At 65.5% G+C, this 13,593-nt stretch carries 14 protein-coding genes and 1 tRNA gene; 8 read left to right on the top strand and 7 right to left on the bottom strand.

Going from position 1 to position 13,593, the window contains the following annotated elements:
- Nucleotides 1–16: 16 nt before the first annotated feature.
- The 3 genes from FLO80_RS01300 to purC form a co-directional block, all read right to left on the bottom strand.
- Nucleotides 17–1,060 carry an alcohol dehydrogenase catalytic domain-containing protein gene (locus FLO80_RS01300; RefSeq protein ID WP_111362135.1) on the bottom strand — a complete coding sequence of 348 codons (1,044 nt, stop codon included), beginning with the start codon at nt 1,058–1,060 and terminating at the stop codon, nt 17–19.
- 61 nt (nt 1,061–1,121) lie between these two features.
- The gene (purS, locus tag FLO80_RS01295) at nt 1,122–1,349 is read right to left on the bottom strand and encodes a phosphoribosylformylglycinamidine synthase subunit PurS (protein WP_111362136.1); all 228 of its coding nucleotides are present in this window, start codon (nt 1,347–1,349) and stop codon (nt 1,122–1,124) included.
- Between the two features lie 87 nt (nt 1,350–1,436).
- Complete coding sequence (purC, locus tag FLO80_RS01290; protein ID WP_111362137.1) at nt 1,437–2,198, bottom strand: phosphoribosylaminoimidazolesuccinocarboxamide synthase; 762 nt, start codon at nt 2,196–2,198, stop codon at nt 1,437–1,439.
- Between the two features lie 156 nt (nt 2,199–2,354).
- Between purC and FLO80_RS01285 the strand changes: the two genes are divergently transcribed.
- The 4 genes from FLO80_RS01285 to FLO80_RS01270 all read left to right on the top strand — a co-directional run bounded on the left by FLO80_RS01285 (nt 2,355) and on the right by FLO80_RS01270 (nt 6,341).
- A complete protein-coding gene (locus tag FLO80_RS01285; RefSeq protein ID WP_111362138.1) occupies nt 2,355–2,669 on the top strand; it encodes a DUF1476 domain-containing protein in 315 nt (104 codons plus the stop codon).
- 177 nt (nt 2,670–2,846) lie between these two features.
- Nucleotides 2,847–3,857, top strand: coding sequence for a betaine--homocysteine S-methyltransferase (gene bmt / locus FLO80_RS01280; RefSeq protein WP_111362139.1), 1,011 nt, complete (start codon nt 2,847–2,849; stop codon nt 3,855–3,857).
- 298 nt (nt 3,858–4,155) lie between these two features.
- Nucleotides 4,156–5,439, top strand: coding sequence for an alpha/beta hydrolase family protein (locus tag FLO80_RS01275; RefSeq protein WP_111362140.1), 1,284 nt, complete (start codon nt 4,156–4,158; stop codon nt 5,437–5,439).
- Nucleotides 5,440–5,450: 11 nt separating this feature from the next.
- Nucleotides 5,451–6,341, top strand: a complete 891-nt coding sequence (locus tag FLO80_RS01270; protein ID WP_111362141.1) for an alpha/beta fold hydrolase — start codon at nt 5,451–5,453, stop codon at nt 6,339–6,341.
- Here FLO80_RS01270 and FLO80_RS01265 read toward each other — a convergent pair.
- Nucleotides 6,323–7,408, bottom strand: a complete 1,086-nt coding sequence (locus tag FLO80_RS01265) for a PA0069 family radical SAM protein (protein WP_111362142.1) — start codon at nt 7,406–7,408, stop codon at nt 6,323–6,325. The genes FLO80_RS01270 and FLO80_RS01265 overlap by 19 nt on opposite strands.
- Before the next feature lie 216 nt (nt 7,409–7,624).
- Between FLO80_RS01265 and FLO80_RS01260 the strand changes: the two genes are divergently transcribed.
- Both FLO80_RS01260 and FLO80_RS01255 read left to right on the top strand, forming a co-directional pair.
- On the top strand, nt 7,625–8,329 hold the full coding sequence (locus FLO80_RS01260) for a corrinoid protein (protein ID WP_111362143.1): 705 nt from the start codon (nt 7,625–7,627) through the stop codon (nt 8,327–8,329).
- Between the two features lie 129 nt (nt 8,330–8,458).
- Nucleotides 8,459–9,103, top strand: coding sequence for a DUF1638 domain-containing protein (locus FLO80_RS01255; protein WP_111362390.1), 645 nt, complete (start codon nt 8,459–8,461; stop codon nt 9,101–9,103).
- Nucleotides 9,104–9,324: 221 nt separating this feature from the next.
- Here FLO80_RS01255 and tig read toward each other — a convergent pair whose 3' ends face one another.
- Nucleotides 9,325–10,659 carry a trigger factor gene (gene tig / locus FLO80_RS01250; RefSeq protein WP_111362144.1) on the bottom strand — a complete coding sequence of 445 codons (1,335 nt, stop codon included), beginning with the start codon at nt 10,657–10,659 and terminating at the stop codon, nt 9,325–9,327.
- A gap of 140 nt (nt 10,660–10,799) precedes the next feature.
- A tRNA-Leu gene (locus FLO80_RS01245) sits at nt 10,800–10,884 on the bottom strand.
- A 141-nt stretch (nt 10,885–11,025) separates the two neighbouring features.
- On the opposite strand from FLO80_RS01245, the gene FLO80_RS01240 reads away from it, so the two are divergent.
- Nucleotides 11,026–11,529: a Hint domain-containing protein gene (locus FLO80_RS01240; protein WP_111362145.1), complete on the top strand. Its 504-nt coding sequence runs from the start codon at nt 11,026–11,028 to the stop codon at nt 11,527–11,529.
- A gap of 9 nt (nt 11,530–11,538) precedes the next feature.
- Here FLO80_RS01240 and FLO80_RS01235 read toward each other — a convergent pair whose 3' ends face one another.
- Nucleotides 11,539–13,065, bottom strand: coding sequence for an NAD(P)H-hydrate dehydratase (locus FLO80_RS01235; RefSeq protein ID WP_111362146.1), 1,527 nt, complete (start codon nt 13,063–13,065; stop codon nt 11,539–11,541).
- A 169-nt stretch (nt 13,066–13,234) separates the two neighbouring features.
- Here FLO80_RS01235 and FLO80_RS01230 point away from each other — a divergent pair, with 169 nt between their 5' ends.
- Complete coding sequence (locus tag FLO80_RS01230; protein ID WP_111362147.1) at nt 13,235–13,573, top strand: P-II family nitrogen regulator; 339 nt, start codon at nt 13,235–13,237, stop codon at nt 13,571–13,573.
- The last annotated feature ends 20 nt before the right edge of the window (nt 13,574–13,593 follow it).

Genomic DNA, 13,593 nt, shown 5'->3' with positions numbered 1-13,593 from the left:
GACCCGGCTCCTTGTCCTATCGCGTGAAATCGGTGATCACCGCCACCCCCGGCGGCGCAGGGGCATCAAAGGCGGCCAGCTCACCGCTCACCTCGCCCAGGGTGATATGCCGCGTGACCAGCGGTGACAAGTCCACCTGCCCACCCTCGATCAGCGAAAGCAGGCTGGGATAGCGCCACGCGGGCATGCCGCGCGTGCCATAGATCGCCAACTGCCCGGAATAGACCGCATCCATCGGCAGATGCATCTTCACATGATCGCCCGCGGGCATGCCGACCATGACCATCCGCCCCAGCTTGCGCAGGCTCTGGATCGCACCCACCACCGTCACCTCGATCCCCAGCGCCTCAAGCGCCACATCGGCGCCACCGCCGGTGATCTCGCGCACCGCCTCGGCCGCGTCCACGTCCGCCGCATTGACCACGGCATCGGCACCCAGCCCGCTTGCATAGTCGAGCTTGTCCTGCACGACATCCACCACGACGACCCGCGCACCCAATGCCCGCCCCAGCAAAAGCGCCGCCGTGCCCACGCCACCACCGCCAAAGACCGCCAGCCATTCGCCAGCACGCAACCCCACCCGCCCGGTCAGCGCATGCCAGGCCGTGGTGACGCGACAGCCCAGCCCGGCGGCCAAGGCCGGCGCGATGCTTTCGGGCAACGCGGTCAGGTTGTGATCGGCAAAGGGCACCGCGATCCGTTCGGCAAAGGCCCCCGGGATGGTAAAACCCGGCACCGCCTGATCGGCACAGGCGGTCTGGTTGCCCGCCGCACAGTCCGGGCATTGCCCACAGGCCAGGATGAACGGCGCGATCACCCGGTCGCCGACGCGCCAGCGCCGCACCCCGGGGCCGACCTCGACCACCTCGCCACAGAACTCGTGCCCCGGCACATGCGGCAGATGCACATCCGGGTCCGCGCCGGTCCACGCATGCCAATCGCTGCGACAGACCCCACAGGCCAGCAGGTTGAGAACCACACCGCCCGCCCCCGCCACCGGCTCGGGCAGATCCACGATCTCAAGCGGTGCACGCCACGCAGTCAGTTGAGCAGCCTTCATTGCGCCCCCTATCACGGGATGGAGTTCATTCCACGCGCCCCGCCCCAACCGGCGCCGCGCATCACATCTCGATCCGGTAACTCTCGATCACCGTGTTGGCGAGCAGCTTCTCGCACATCTCGCGCACCGTCGCCTCGGTCGTGCCGGTCGCGAGGTCAAGCTCGATCACCTTGCCCTGCCGCACCCCTTCGACACCGTCGAACCCCAACGCGCCAAGCGCATGCTGCACCGCCGCCCCCTGCGGGTCGAGCACACCCTCTTTCAGCATCACATAAACCTTCGCCTTCATGGCCTGACCCCCGTCATCCTGCGCAGGCGCGCCTGCTTCATCTTGCCCAAAATACTCAATCCCGCCCGCGTCGCGGGCATTGTCGCCTCAGTTGATCAAGGTCGGCTTGATCGGCACCGCCGACCCCTTGGGCATCACGCCCAGCCGCCGGGCCACTTCCGTATAGGCATCGGTGAGCGACCCAAGATCACGCCGGAACACGTCCTTGTCGAGCTTCTGCCCCGTCGCCACGTCCCACAACCGGCAGGAATCCGGGCTGATCTCGTCGGCCACGATCAACCGCTGGAAATCGCCGTCATAGACCCGGCCCACCTCGATCTTGAAATCGACGAGCTTGATCCCGACCCCGTACATCACGCCCGACAGGAAATCGTTCACCCTGAGCGCGAGGCTCACGATGTCGTCCATGTCCTGCTGGCTGGCCCAGCCGAAGGCGGCGATATGCTCTTCCCCGACCAGTGGATCGCCCAGCCCGTCATCCTTGTAGCAATATTCGATGATCGGGCGCGGCAGGGCCGTGCCCTCCTCGATCCCCAACCGCTTCGACAGCGATCCGGCGGCAAAGTTGCGCACGATGATCTCGAGCGGGATGATCTCGCAGGCGCGCACGAGTTGCTCGCGCATGTTGAGCCGCCGGATGAAATGGTTGGGCACGCCGATATTGGTCAGCCCGGTCATGAAATATTCGCTGAGCATGTTGTTGAGCACGCCCTTGCCCTCGATCACGTCTTTCTTTTCCGCGTTGAACGCGGTGGCGTCATCCTTGAAATACTGAACGATCGTGCCGGGCTCGGGTCCCTCGAACAGGGTCTTGGCCTTGCCTTCGTAAATCTTCTTGCGACGTGCCATGGGGGCTCCTCAAGCGTGGCCGCGGCTGAGTCCCCGGCCATGCGTTCTCATATTCCATAGGCCGCAATGTCGCAAGATGCGGTCCGGGTCTTGCGCAGACCGCCCCGGACCGGCATATCAGGAACAACCGAAACGCCATGCGGAGACATGACCCCCATGACCACATTCGACGACCGTGAAAGGGCATTCGAAAACAAGTATGCCCATGACGAGGAAATGAAGTTCCGCGCTGCCAACCGCGCCAACAAGCTTCTGGGCCTCTGGGCGGCCGAACTTCTGGGCAAGACCGGTGAAGACGCAAACACCTACGCGCTCGAAGTCGTGAAATCCGATTTCGAGGAACCCGGCCACGAAGATGTCGTGCGCAAGGTGGCCGCCGATCTGGGCGACATCGCCGATGCCGACACCATTCGCGCCAAGCTGACCGAGCTGGGCCCGGTGGCCAAACAGCAGGTCATGAACGAGGTCTGAGCCCGAACCGGCCGCCGCAGGCCGATCCCTCCGCGCGGGCGTTTTGCTCCGCGCGATTTTCTCTCGGTCATCCCTCACGCCGATCTCGCGCCCATAATCATCATGCGTGATTTGAAATTGCGCGCAGAATGCGGGTATGTAAGGGGACGATCCGACAATCCTTGAACGGGGCCCGACATGACCAATCCGCTGCAACGCCTGCTTGACACCCGCGATTGGCTGATGGCCGATGGCGCGACCGGCACCAACCTGTTCAACATGGGGCTGGAATCCGGCGAACCGCCCGAAATGTGGAACGTCGACCACCCCGACCGCATCCGCACGCTCTATCGCGGCGCGGTCGAGGCCGGGTCGGACCTTTTCCTGACCAATTCCTTCGGTGGCAACGCCGCGCGCCTCAAACTCCACGGCGCCGAGAAACGCGCCCGCGAGTTGTCGCGCATTTCCGCCGAACTGGGGCGCGACGTGGCCGATGCCGCCGGACGCACGGTGATCGTGGCCGGGTCGGTCGGCCCGACGGGCGAGATCATGGCGCCGATGGGCGCACTCACCCATGACCTCGCGGTCGAGATCTTCCATGAACAGGCCGAAGGTCTCAAGGAAGGCGGCGCCGACGTGCTCTGGCTCGAGACCATCTCCGCCCCCGAGGAATACAAGGCTGCGGCCGAAGCATTTTCGCTCGCCGGGATGCCGTGGTGCGGCACGATGAGCTTTGACACGGCAGGCCGCACCATGATGGGTGTGACCTCTTCGGCCATGGTCGATATGGTCGAAGGATTGCCCAACCCGCCGATCGCCTTCGGGGCGAATTGCGGCGTCGGCGCCTCCGACCTGCTGCGCACCGTTCTGGGATTTGTCGCGCAAGGCTCCGAACGCCCGATCATCGCCAAGGGCAACGCGGGCATCCCGAAATATCACGACGGTCATATCCACTATGACGGCACGCCCGAACTGATGGCCGATTACGCCGTTCTGGCCCGCGATTGCGGGGTGAAACTCATCGGCGGGTGTTGCGGCACCATGCCCGATCACTTGAGGAAAATGCGCGAAGCCCTTGAAAACACGCCCAAAGGCCCGCGCCCGACACTGGACCAGATCACCTCGCGCCTGGGCGCCTTCTCGTCGGCCGCCGATGGCACGGGCGAGGATGACACGCCCAAACGCCGCCCGCGCCGCCGCCGCGCCTGATCGTCACGCTCCGGCCGCGCGCATCCCCGCGCGCGGCGCGGCAGCCCTCGGGTTAGCCGCGGCGCGTCGACGCCGGGTGGCACCGCGCCCCCCCTTTGATGGCAGGCTTGGTCACTCTGGCTCGCCCCATCACCGAATACATTCGCATGTCGGCAAATCTCCTCGCCCAACGGCTTGCCCCCTGTCAAACCCGCATATGACGCAACGGAATCCCGCCAATGGTTGCAGGGTTGTCATGAATTCGGTGTCATGGTCCTCAAGCGAACAGCGACGGACAAGGACAGGGAAGGAACCGCACATGAACACCCTCACCACAGCAACGCTGGCCCTCGCACTGGGGGCCGGGTCGGTCATGGCCGAAAACCGCATCGACACGATCCGCCCCGACGCGCCCGAACGTGCCGCCATCGGGGATTTTCCCGTCGGCGTGCAGGAGCGCAGCTTCACCATGCCCGACCGCGTCGATATCCTGAACGTGACCGAAGACGCCACCCCGACCTACGAGCGCCCGCTCACGGTGGAAATCTGGTATCCGGCCGCCCCCGGCACCGAGCCGGGCACCACCTACGAGACCGTGATCCGCGACGGCCAGACCCCGACCACCCTGCATGGCCGCGCCGCCCGCGACGCCGCCCCGGCAACAGGCACGTTCCCCCTCGTGGTGATCAGCCATGGCTATCCCGGCAACCGGTTCCTGATGTCGCATCTCGGCGAAAATCTCGCCTCCAAGGGCTATGTCACCGTCTCGGTGGATCACACCGACAGCACCTATTCCGACCAGGCGGCATTCGGCTCGACCCTCCTGAACCGCCCTTGGGACCAGAGGGCAGTGATCGACTTCATGGCCGGGCTCGATGACCCGATCGGCGACATCACCGATGCGACCACCACCGGCGTGATCGGCTATTCCATGGGCGGCTACGGCGCGCTCATCTTCGGCGGTGCGGGCGTCACGCAACAGGCGGTCGACTACACCTGGGGCACGCCAAAGGGCCTCTTGGCCGCCAACATGGCCGGCACCGACAGCCACGAGTCACTCATCGACGAGCGGGTCAAGGCCATCATCGCCATTGGCCCCTGGGGCAAGAACCGCGCGTTCTGGGATGAAACCGGGCTGGCCGGGCTGCGCAAGCCGACGCTGATCATGGCCGGATCGGTCGATGACGTGTCAAGCTACCCCGCGATGCGCCAGATCTTCGAACAGGCCACCGGCACCGACCGCCACCTCCTGACCTTCATCGGGGCCAATCACAACGCCGCCGCCCCGATCCCCGCCCCGGCCGAGAGCTATCAACCCTCGCCGCATCTCGATTTCATCCCCTTCTCCCATTACGCCGACGCGGTCTGGGACACCGCGCGCATGAACAACATCACCCAGCATTTCGCCACCGCCTTCATGGACCTGCACCTGCGCAACGACACCGAGGCCGCGCAATTCCTCGATCTCGTCGAATATGCCGAGGACGGGGTGCATGCGCTGAACGACGATGGCAGCCCAAAACCCGAACACAGCCATTGGGCAGGGTTTGCTCCACGCACCGCCGCCGGTCTGCGGTTCGAAACGCGGGCCAAGGGCGAATGAAAGGCCAGGCCATGCGCGAACGCGACATCACGCTGAACGGACAGCCATTCCACCTCCACGAATGGGGCGACCCCGGCCAACCGGTGATCCTCTGCCTGCACGGCTTTCCCGAATATGGCGGCGCATGGGCCGATCTCGCCCCGCATCTCGCGGGCTATCACCTGATCGCCCCCGATCAACGCGGCTATGGCCAGAGCTGGGCACCGCATGACGTGGGCGAATACACCGCCTCGAAACTCGTGGGCGACATGGCCGAGCTGATCGCGGCGCTCGACATCGCGCCCTGCACCGTGCTGGGCCATGACTGGGGCGCGGCGGTGGCCTACGGGCTGGCGATGATGCGGCCCTACCTCGTGGCACAGCTCGTTATCGTCAACGGCGTCCACCCCGCCCCGTTCCAGCGCGCCATCGCTGCCGGCGGGGCCCAGACCGAAGCGTCGCAATATATCCACTACCTGCGCCGCGACGGCTCCGAGGATGCGCTTGCCGAAAACGATTTCGAGAAACTGCTGGCGCTCTTCTCCGCCAAGATGGACCTCTCATGGCTCTCCGGCGACCGCCTGGCCGCTTACAAGGCGGCATGGTCAGGCCCCGGGCGACTGCGCGGCATGATCAACTGGTATCGCGCCTCGCCGCTGCGCGTGGCCAAACCGGGCCAGCCCATCACCGACCTGCCCGACCTGCCCCGCGAGCGGCTCATGGTGCGCCAGCCGCACCTGCTCATCTGGGGCGCGGATGACACTGCCCTGCTCCCCGACGCGACCGAGGGGCTCGAAGACTATGCCCCGAACCTCACCCGCGTGGAGATCGACGGGGCCGATCACTGGGTCTGTCACCAGAAACCCGAAACCGTCGCCCGCGCGATCCGCGTCTGGCTCGAGGCTCAGAACAAGCGCAACTGATCACCGACGCGCGGCGGCACCCGAAAGAGATCGCAGCGCAATCCCGGCTGCCCCTCGGCCAGCCCGAGTCGGCGCGCCGCCGTCTTGAACCGCGCGCCGATCATCCGCGCATGCGGCCCCTCGCCCCGCATCCGGTGGCTCCAGCGCGCATCATATTCCTTGCCCCCGTGCATCTCGCGCAGCCGCGCCATCACCTTGCCCGCCCGCCCCGGTTCATGCGCCTGCAGCCATTCCTGCACCAGCGGCGATACCTCGCGCGGCAGCCGCAGCATGATCCAGCTCGCCGCATCCGCACCCGCATCCCGCCCCGCTTCCAGGATCGCCTCGATCTCGTGATCGGTCAGCCCCGGCACCACCGGCGACACCATGAGCCGCACAGGAATACCCGCCTCCGAGAGCCGCCGGATCACCGCCAACCGGCGGGAGGGGCGCGGCACCCGCGGCTCCATCCGGCGCGCGACATCGTTGTCCAGCGTCGTCACCGACACGCCCACCCGCACCAGCCCGTCGCGCGCCATAGGCGCCAGGATGTCGATGTCACGCTCAATGAGCGCTCCCTTGGTCACGATTGCAACCGGGTGCCGGAAATCGCGCAACACCTCCAGACAACGGCGCATGATTTCCTGCGTCTTCTCGACCGGCTGATAGGGGTCGGTATTGGTCCCGATGGCAAGCGGCGCCACCCGGTAGGATCGTGCCGACAATTCCCGCGCCAGAACCTCCGGCGCGTTCTCCTTGGCCACCAGCCGTGTCTCGAAATCAAGCCCCGGCGACAGGCCCAGATAGGCATGGCTCGGCCGCGCGAAACAATAGACACAGCCATGTTCGCATCCCCGATAAGGGTTGATCGACCGGTCGAACGGCAGGTCGGGCGAGCGGTTATAGGTGATGATCCGCCCTGCCCGCTCCACCCGCAGTTCTGTCCCGAACCCCGCGCGGGCCTCGGGAATGTCCCATCCGTCATGCGCCTCGACCCGCGCCAGCCGTTCGAACCGCCCCGCCACGTTCGACAGCGCGCCGCGCCCGCGCCTGCGCGTGTGCTCCACGATGTCACCAAATTCGTCCATGATCCGCAAAATAGAACATACCGCGAACATCTGCAATGAAACTCATGTTCCACATGCAGATTTTTCGCGCCGTGCTGACGGGAATTCACGGTATAAGTCGGTCAATGCGTCGCGCATGTCGCAATCCGGACAGTCCGGTTGCGACAATCCGGCAATAGCATCGGGAAACCCGCGCCACCCGATCAACCGCGGCGCCCAACGACAAAGGAAACACCCATGTCCGAGGAAGAAGAAGACATCATCCTCAGCGAACTCGACGACGACGATCTCGTCGCCCAGATGTTCGACGACCTCTATGACGGCCTCAAGGAAGAGATCGAGGAAGGCGTGAACATCCTTCTCGAACGCGGCTGGACCCCCTACAAGATCCTGACCGAGGCGCTGGTCGGCGGCATGAAGATCGTCGGTGACGATTTCCGCGACGGTATCCTTTTTGTCCCCGAGGTGCTGCTCGCGGCCAACGCGATGAAAGGCGGCATGTATATCCTCAAGCCGCTGCTCGCCGAAACCGGCGCGCCGCGCATGGGCAAGATGGTGATTGGCACGGTCAAGGGCGACATCCACGACATCGGCAAGAACCTCGTCTCGATGATGATGGAAGGCGCCGGGTTCGAAGTCGTCGACCTTGGCATCAACAACGCGGTCGAGGCCTATCTCGAAGCGCTCGAGGCCGAGGAACCCGACATTCTCGGCATGTCGGCCCTGCTGACGACCACCATGCCCTATATGAAGGTCGTGATCGACACGATGATCGAACAGGGCAAACGCGACGATTTCATCGTGCTCGTGGGCGGCGCCCCGCTGAACGAGGAATTCGGCCGCGCGATCGGCGCCGACGCCTATTGCCGCGATGCCGCCGTCGCGGTGGAAACCGCGAAAACCCTCGTGTCGCGCAAGCACAACCAGGGCGCAACGGTCTGAGGTGTTTCGGGAAACACCCGATACACACGGTATCGCCGATATCGCAAGAGCGCCAAGCGCGGTAGACTCGAGGCGATTCGAATGTTGCCCGAAACGCTATGGGCGGCGCGCAATGCGCCGCGCTGTGCCATGATACCCGACGACGAAACCCTGACAGAAGCCGGCCTTGCCCTCACGGGCGCCAGGGCGCGGCTTCTGCTCGTGGCCTGCGGCGCGCTCGCCCGCGAGATCATCGCGCTGAAAGAGATGAACGGCTGGGATCACGTCGATCTGGTCTGCCTGCCCGCGATCCTGCACAACACGCCCGACCGGATCACCGAACGGGTGGCCGAAACGGTCACGGCCCACCGCGACCGCTACGACCGGATCTTCGTCGTCTACGCCGATTGCGGCACCGGCGGGCAATTGTGGGAAAAATGCAGGGAACTGGGCGTCGAAATGATCCCCGGCCCGCATTGTTATTCGTTCTTCGAGGGCAACACCGCCTTCGCCGCCCGTTCCGAGGATGAGATCACCACCTTCTACCTCACCGATTTCCTTGCCCGCCAGTTCGACGCCTTCGTGTGGAAACCGCTCGGCCTCGACCGCCACCCGCAATTGCTCGACACCTATTTCGGCCATTACGAGAAACTGGTCTATCTTGCCCAGAGCGAGGATGACGCGCTCACCGAAAAGGCCCGAGAGGCCGCCACCCGGCTCGGCCTGAGCTTCGAGCGCCGCTTCACCGGCTATGGCGATCTTGCAACGCAACTGGCCAAACAGGCCCGCACCTGACCCGGTGACCACCCCCGCCCCCCTGCGCATGACACGGCCCGGGTTTTCGAGTATTTTTCCCAAGAAAGAACAGACAGTTGGGCAAGGCCCCCTGCTCTTTCCTGGTGGAAATACTCGAATCCCCGCCCGAACACCGCCATCCCGCACATGAAAAGGCCGCCCCGGCGGGACGGCCCTTCTGGTCTGTGCGGCTTGTCGATGCGGCGGGCCGGAGGCCCGGCTTATTCGTCGTCCAGCGTCTCGACGACCTTTTGCAGCTCGTCCTTGCTGACCTCCTTCTCGCTGACCGTGGCCAGCTCGAAGGCGTAATCGACAACCTTGTCCTCGAAGATCGGCGCGCGCAGTTGCTGCTGCATCTGCTGGTTCTGCTGGATGAACTCGAAGAACTGGCGCTCCTGACCGGGGTATTGCCGTGCCTGGTTCATGATCGCCTGCGTCATCTCGGCATCGGTCACCTCGACCTCGGCCTTCTGGCCCAGCTCGGCCAGCAACAGGCCGAGACGCACCCGGCGCTCGGCCAGCTTGGTGTGCTCGTCGCTCACCTCGACCTCGCCGTGGTCATGGCCTTCCACCTCGGGGTTTTCCTCGTGCCAGAGCTGATGCGCGATCTGCTTGGCCTCGGCCTCGACAAGGCTCGGCGGCAGATCAAAGCTCACCGCCTCGTCGAGCGCGTCCAGCAGCGCGCGTTTCATCACCGCGCGGGCCGCACCCGAATATTCTTCCTCCAGCCGCTTGGCCACGTCGGCCTTGAGCGCGGCCAGGTCCTCGGCGCCGAATTTCTGCGCCAACTCGTCGTTGATCTCGGCCTTCTTGGGCGCCTTCACCTCTTTCACGGTGCAGGAGAACACGGCCTCTTTCCCGGCCAAGTGCTCGGCCTGGTAATCCTCGGGGAAATTCACCGTCACATCGGGCTCGTCACCGGCCTTGACGCCGACCAGTTGCTCCTCGAAGCCGGGGATGAACGACCCCGAGCCCAGAACCAGCGGGTAATCCTCGGCCGACCCGCCCTCGAAGGCTTCGCCATCGACGCGGCCGACAAAATCGAACACCACCTGGTCGCCGTCCTTGGCCTTGGTGCCCTTCTTGCGCGGCTCGAAATCCTGCGCCGTCTCGGCCAGGTTCTCCAGCGCCTCGTTCACCTCGTCCTCGCCGGCCTTGACGACCATCTTTTCAAGCGAGATCGCCTTGAGATCGACCTCGGGGATCTCGGGCAGCGCCTCATAGGACATCTCGACGGTGACGTCGTCGCCCTCTTTCCAGTTCTCGCCATCGACCATCTCGATCTTGGGCTGAAGCGCGGGGCGGTCGCCGGTCTCCTCGAAATGCTGGCCCATCGCCTCGTCGATCGATTCCTGCATCGCTTCGCCAAGGATGCGCTGGCCGAACTGCTTTTTCAAAAGCGCCATCGGCACCTTGCCCTTGCGAAAGCCCTTCATCTCGATATCGGGCTGGGCCTCGGCCAGTTTCTGGTTGACCTTGTCATCCAGTTCCTGCGCCGTGAGCAGCAGTTGATAGGCGCGCTTGAGGCCGTCGTTCAGGGTCTCGGTGACTTGCATGTGCTTCCTCGCATGAGCTTAACAGGCCGCCCGTCCGGCAGCCTGACGAAATTTGCGCCTTCCTAATGGCGGCATTGGGGGGGATCAACCCTGAATCGCCGCCACCCGTCTCTGGCCGGAAAACGCCGTGTCGGGGCTTTTGGTGCGGGTGAGAGGACTCGAACCTCCACGCCTTGCGGCGCCAGAACCTAAATCTGGTGCGTCTACCAGTTCCGCCACACCCGCACGCGCCCGCCTTCTAGCAAAGCCCCCTGACCATGGCGAGGGCAAATCCACCGGATGTGTCGACGAAAAAACAGGCGACATTAACCCGCTCTTGTCATAAGCTGTGACAAAACAATAAGGCAGTAAGAGCAGGTTTGCCCAATGACACAGATCCCCAAGGGGTCGTTCGCCGCGTCACCGCGCGTCGACGATCCAGAACGTACATCCATCTCCAACGGTTTTCCCATCGGCAGCACGATCCTCACGCTCGACGGCGCGCTGCCGGTCGAACATCTGAGCCCCGGTGACAGGATCATCACCCGCAATCGCGGCATGGTGCTCCTGCACGGGCTGAAAGCCCGGCGCGCGCGGGTCGAAACGGTGCAGATCGCCGCCGGATCGCTGGGCCAGGGCGTCCCGGCGGCCGACATTCTCATCCCCGCCGATCAGCGGGTTCTCCTGCGCGATTGGCGGGCCGAGGCGCTCTTTGGCCGCGAACAGGCCCTCGTCGCCGCGCGTGACCTGGTCGATGGCGAATTCATCCGCCGGGGTCCGGTCCGCGACCTGCGGCTCTTCGACCTCATCTTCGACGCGCCCCATATCCTCTATGTCGACGGGCTCGAACTGTCCTGCGAGCCCCCCGAACCGCTGCGCCGCGCAGCCTGAGCATCCGGCTCAGACGCCAAGCGCGCGCAACACCCGGGGCAATTCTTCGGACAGGTCTTCGGCAATCAAGCCGGGGCCAAAGCTGCGGGCACATTCCACATGCAGCCATGCCGCCGTCTCGGCGGCCTCAAGCGGTGCAAACCCGCGCGCCAGCAGCCCGGTGATGAACCCTGCCAGCACATCACCCGACCCGGCGGTGGCCAGCCACGGCGCGGCGCGGTCGTAAACCGCCCCGTTGATGACGCAGGCCCCGTCCGGCCCCGCGATCACCGTATCGGCCCCCTTGAACAGGACCACGCACCCCGCCCGCGCCGCCGCCTCGCGCGTCGCATCCACCTTGGAAAACCCCGGGCCTTCGGTGGCAGGCGCCGCCAGCTTCTCGGCAAGATCGGGAAACAGCCGCGCAAACTCGCCCCCGTGGGGGGTGAGAACGCAGCCATCATGCAGCCGTTTGAACAGGTCTTGCGGATCATCCTCGAACGCCGTCAGCGCATCGGCATCCAGCACCAGCGCCCGCGCCGGACCGTCAGGATCGTCCGCGCCCAAGGCCGCCGCCACCAGATCGCGTGCGCGCCCGACCCCCAACCCCGGCCCGAGGCAAAGCGCGTTGATCCGCCCATCCTCCAGCACCCGGGCCAGCCCCGCGCCATCCTCGACGCGGGCCAGCATGATCGCGGTGATCTGGCTCGCCACCTCCATCTGCGCCGACCCCGGCACCCCCAGCGTGACCAGCCCGGCGCCCATCCGAAGCGCCCCCCGCGCCGCCAGCCGCGCGGCACCGCTGCGCCCGGCCCCGCCCGACAGGACCAGCGCGTGACCGCTGGCATATTTGTGCCCCGCCACCGCCTTGCCGGCGCAAGACGGGTGCGCGATCCGAACCGCGCCCGAGGCCGCCCCGCTCAACCCGATATCACAGACCCGCAACCGCCCCGACCGCCCCGGCCCCTCGGCGAGGTAATGCCCCAGCTTGGCACGATGAAACGTGACCGTCAGATCGGCAAAGCCGACAGGCCCCAACGCCCGCCCGCTATCGGCATCCATGACCGAGGCGATATCCACCGCCACGATGCGCGGGCGATTCCGCGCACCCGCGCAGGCCCGGATCGGCGTGGTGGCATCCTCGGACACCGGTCGTGTCAGCCCGGTGCCGAACAGCGCATCCACCACCAGGTCGGCCTGCATCGCGCCCCCGGCCCCGGACCAATCCCCGACCGGCCCCATGGCCGCCCATCGCACGCAATTCGCCTTCGCATCCGGCGGCAGCCGCTCGGCGTCGCCCACAAGGAACAGCGCCACCTCCCAGCCCCAGTCCTTCAGGAGCCGCGCCACCACGAACCCGTCGCCACCGTTGTTGCCCGGCCCGCACAGCACCACCGCACGATGCGGCGCCGCCGCCAGTTCCGGCCATTCCTCGAACAGCGCCGCGACCACGCCCCGCCCGGCGCGCTCCATCAGTTCGCGCCCCGAAACCGCGCCGCTTTCGATCGCCGCGGCTTCGATTGCCCGCATCTGCCCCGCCGTCAGCACCTCGGTCATGTTCCGGCCTCTCCCGATTCACTTTCGCCCAGAATAAAGGCTCCGTGCCTAAATTTTAGGCGCGCCTTCGTTTTCACCCCGACAGCACCGCCCGGCACCAGCCTATCGAATTGTGCCCGCCCACGGGAAGTGCTGAGTCACACCCGAATGCATTGCGAGGGAGGCCCCCATGAAAAAGATCGAAGCCATCATCAAGCCATTCAAGCTCGATGAAGTCAAAGAGGCGCTGCAAGAAGTCGGCGTTCAGGGGCTCTCGGTGATCGAGGTCAAGGGTTTCGGCCGCCAGAAAGGCCATACCGAGCTTTACCGCGGCGCCGAATACGTGGTCGATTTCCTGCCCAAGGTCAAACTCGAGGTGGTGCTTGACGACGATCTCGTCGAACAGGCCATCGAGGCCATCGTCGAGGCCGCCAAGACCGACAAGATCGGCGACGGCAAGATCTTCGTCTCGCCCATCGAACAGGCGATCCGCATCCGCACCGGCGAAACCGGCTCCGACGCGCTCTGACGCGCCGCTTCATCACGGCC

The organism is Aquicoccus porphyridii (genome assembly GCF_008369105.1).
Taxonomy (GTDB): Bacteria; Pseudomonadota; Alphaproteobacteria; order Rhodobacterales; family Rhodobacteraceae; genus Aquicoccus; species Aquicoccus porphyridii.
The sequence above is the reverse complement of the archived record's forward strand: the minus strand, read 5'-3'. Positions and strand labels throughout refer to the sequence as shown.

Bases quoted from the DNA above. Each gene is read 5' to 3' on its own strand.
- purC (WP_111362137.1), bottom strand. From the start codon at position 2,198: ATGGCACGTCGCAAGAAGATTTACGAAGGCAAGGCCAAGACCCTGTTC.
- FLO80_RS01275 (WP_111362140.1), top strand. From the start codon at position 4,156: ATGAACACCCTCACCACAGCAACGCTGGCCCTCGCACTGGGGGCCGGG.
- purS (WP_111362136.1), bottom strand. From the start codon at position 1,349: ATGAAGGCGAAGGTTTATGTGATGCTGAAAGAGGGTGTGCTCGACCCG.
- FLO80_RS01285 (WP_111362138.1), top strand. From the start codon at position 2,355: ATGACCACATTCGACGACCGTGAAAGGGCATTCGAAAACAAGTATGCC.
- FLO80_RS01235 (WP_111362146.1), bottom strand. From the start codon at position 13,065: ATGACCGAGGTGCTGACGGCGGGGCAGATGCGGGCAATCGAAGCCGCG.
- FLO80_RS01255 (WP_111362390.1), top strand. From the start codon at position 8,459: ATGATACCCGACGACGAAACCCTGACAGAAGCCGGCCTTGCCCTCACG.
- FLO80_RS01300 (WP_111362135.1), bottom strand. From the start codon at position 1,060: ATGAAGGCTGCTCAACTGACTGCGTGGCGTGCACCGCTTGAGATCGTG.
- FLO80_RS01240 (WP_111362145.1), top strand. From the start codon at position 11,026: ATGACACAGATCCCCAAGGGGTCGTTCGCCGCGTCACCGCGCGTCGAC.
- FLO80_RS01230 (WP_111362147.1), top strand. From the start codon at position 13,235: ATGAAAAAGATCGAAGCCATCATCAAGCCATTCAAGCTCGATGAAGTC.
- FLO80_RS01260 (WP_111362143.1), top strand. From the start codon at position 7,625: ATGTCCGAGGAAGAAGAAGACATCATCCTCAGCGAACTCGACGACGAC.
- tig (WP_111362144.1), bottom strand. From the start codon at position 10,659: ATGCAAGTCACCGAGACCCTGAACGACGGCCTCAAGCGCGCCTATCAA.
- FLO80_RS01270 (WP_111362141.1), top strand. From the start codon at position 5,451: ATGCGCGAACGCGACATCACGCTGAACGGACAGCCATTCCACCTCCAC.
- FLO80_RS01265 (WP_111362142.1), bottom strand. From the start codon at position 7,408: ATGGACGAATTTGGTGACATCGTGGAGCACACGCGCAGGCGCGGGCGC.
- bmt (WP_111362139.1), top strand. From the start codon at position 2,847: ATGACCAATCCGCTGCAACGCCTGCTTGACACCCGCGATTGGCTGATG.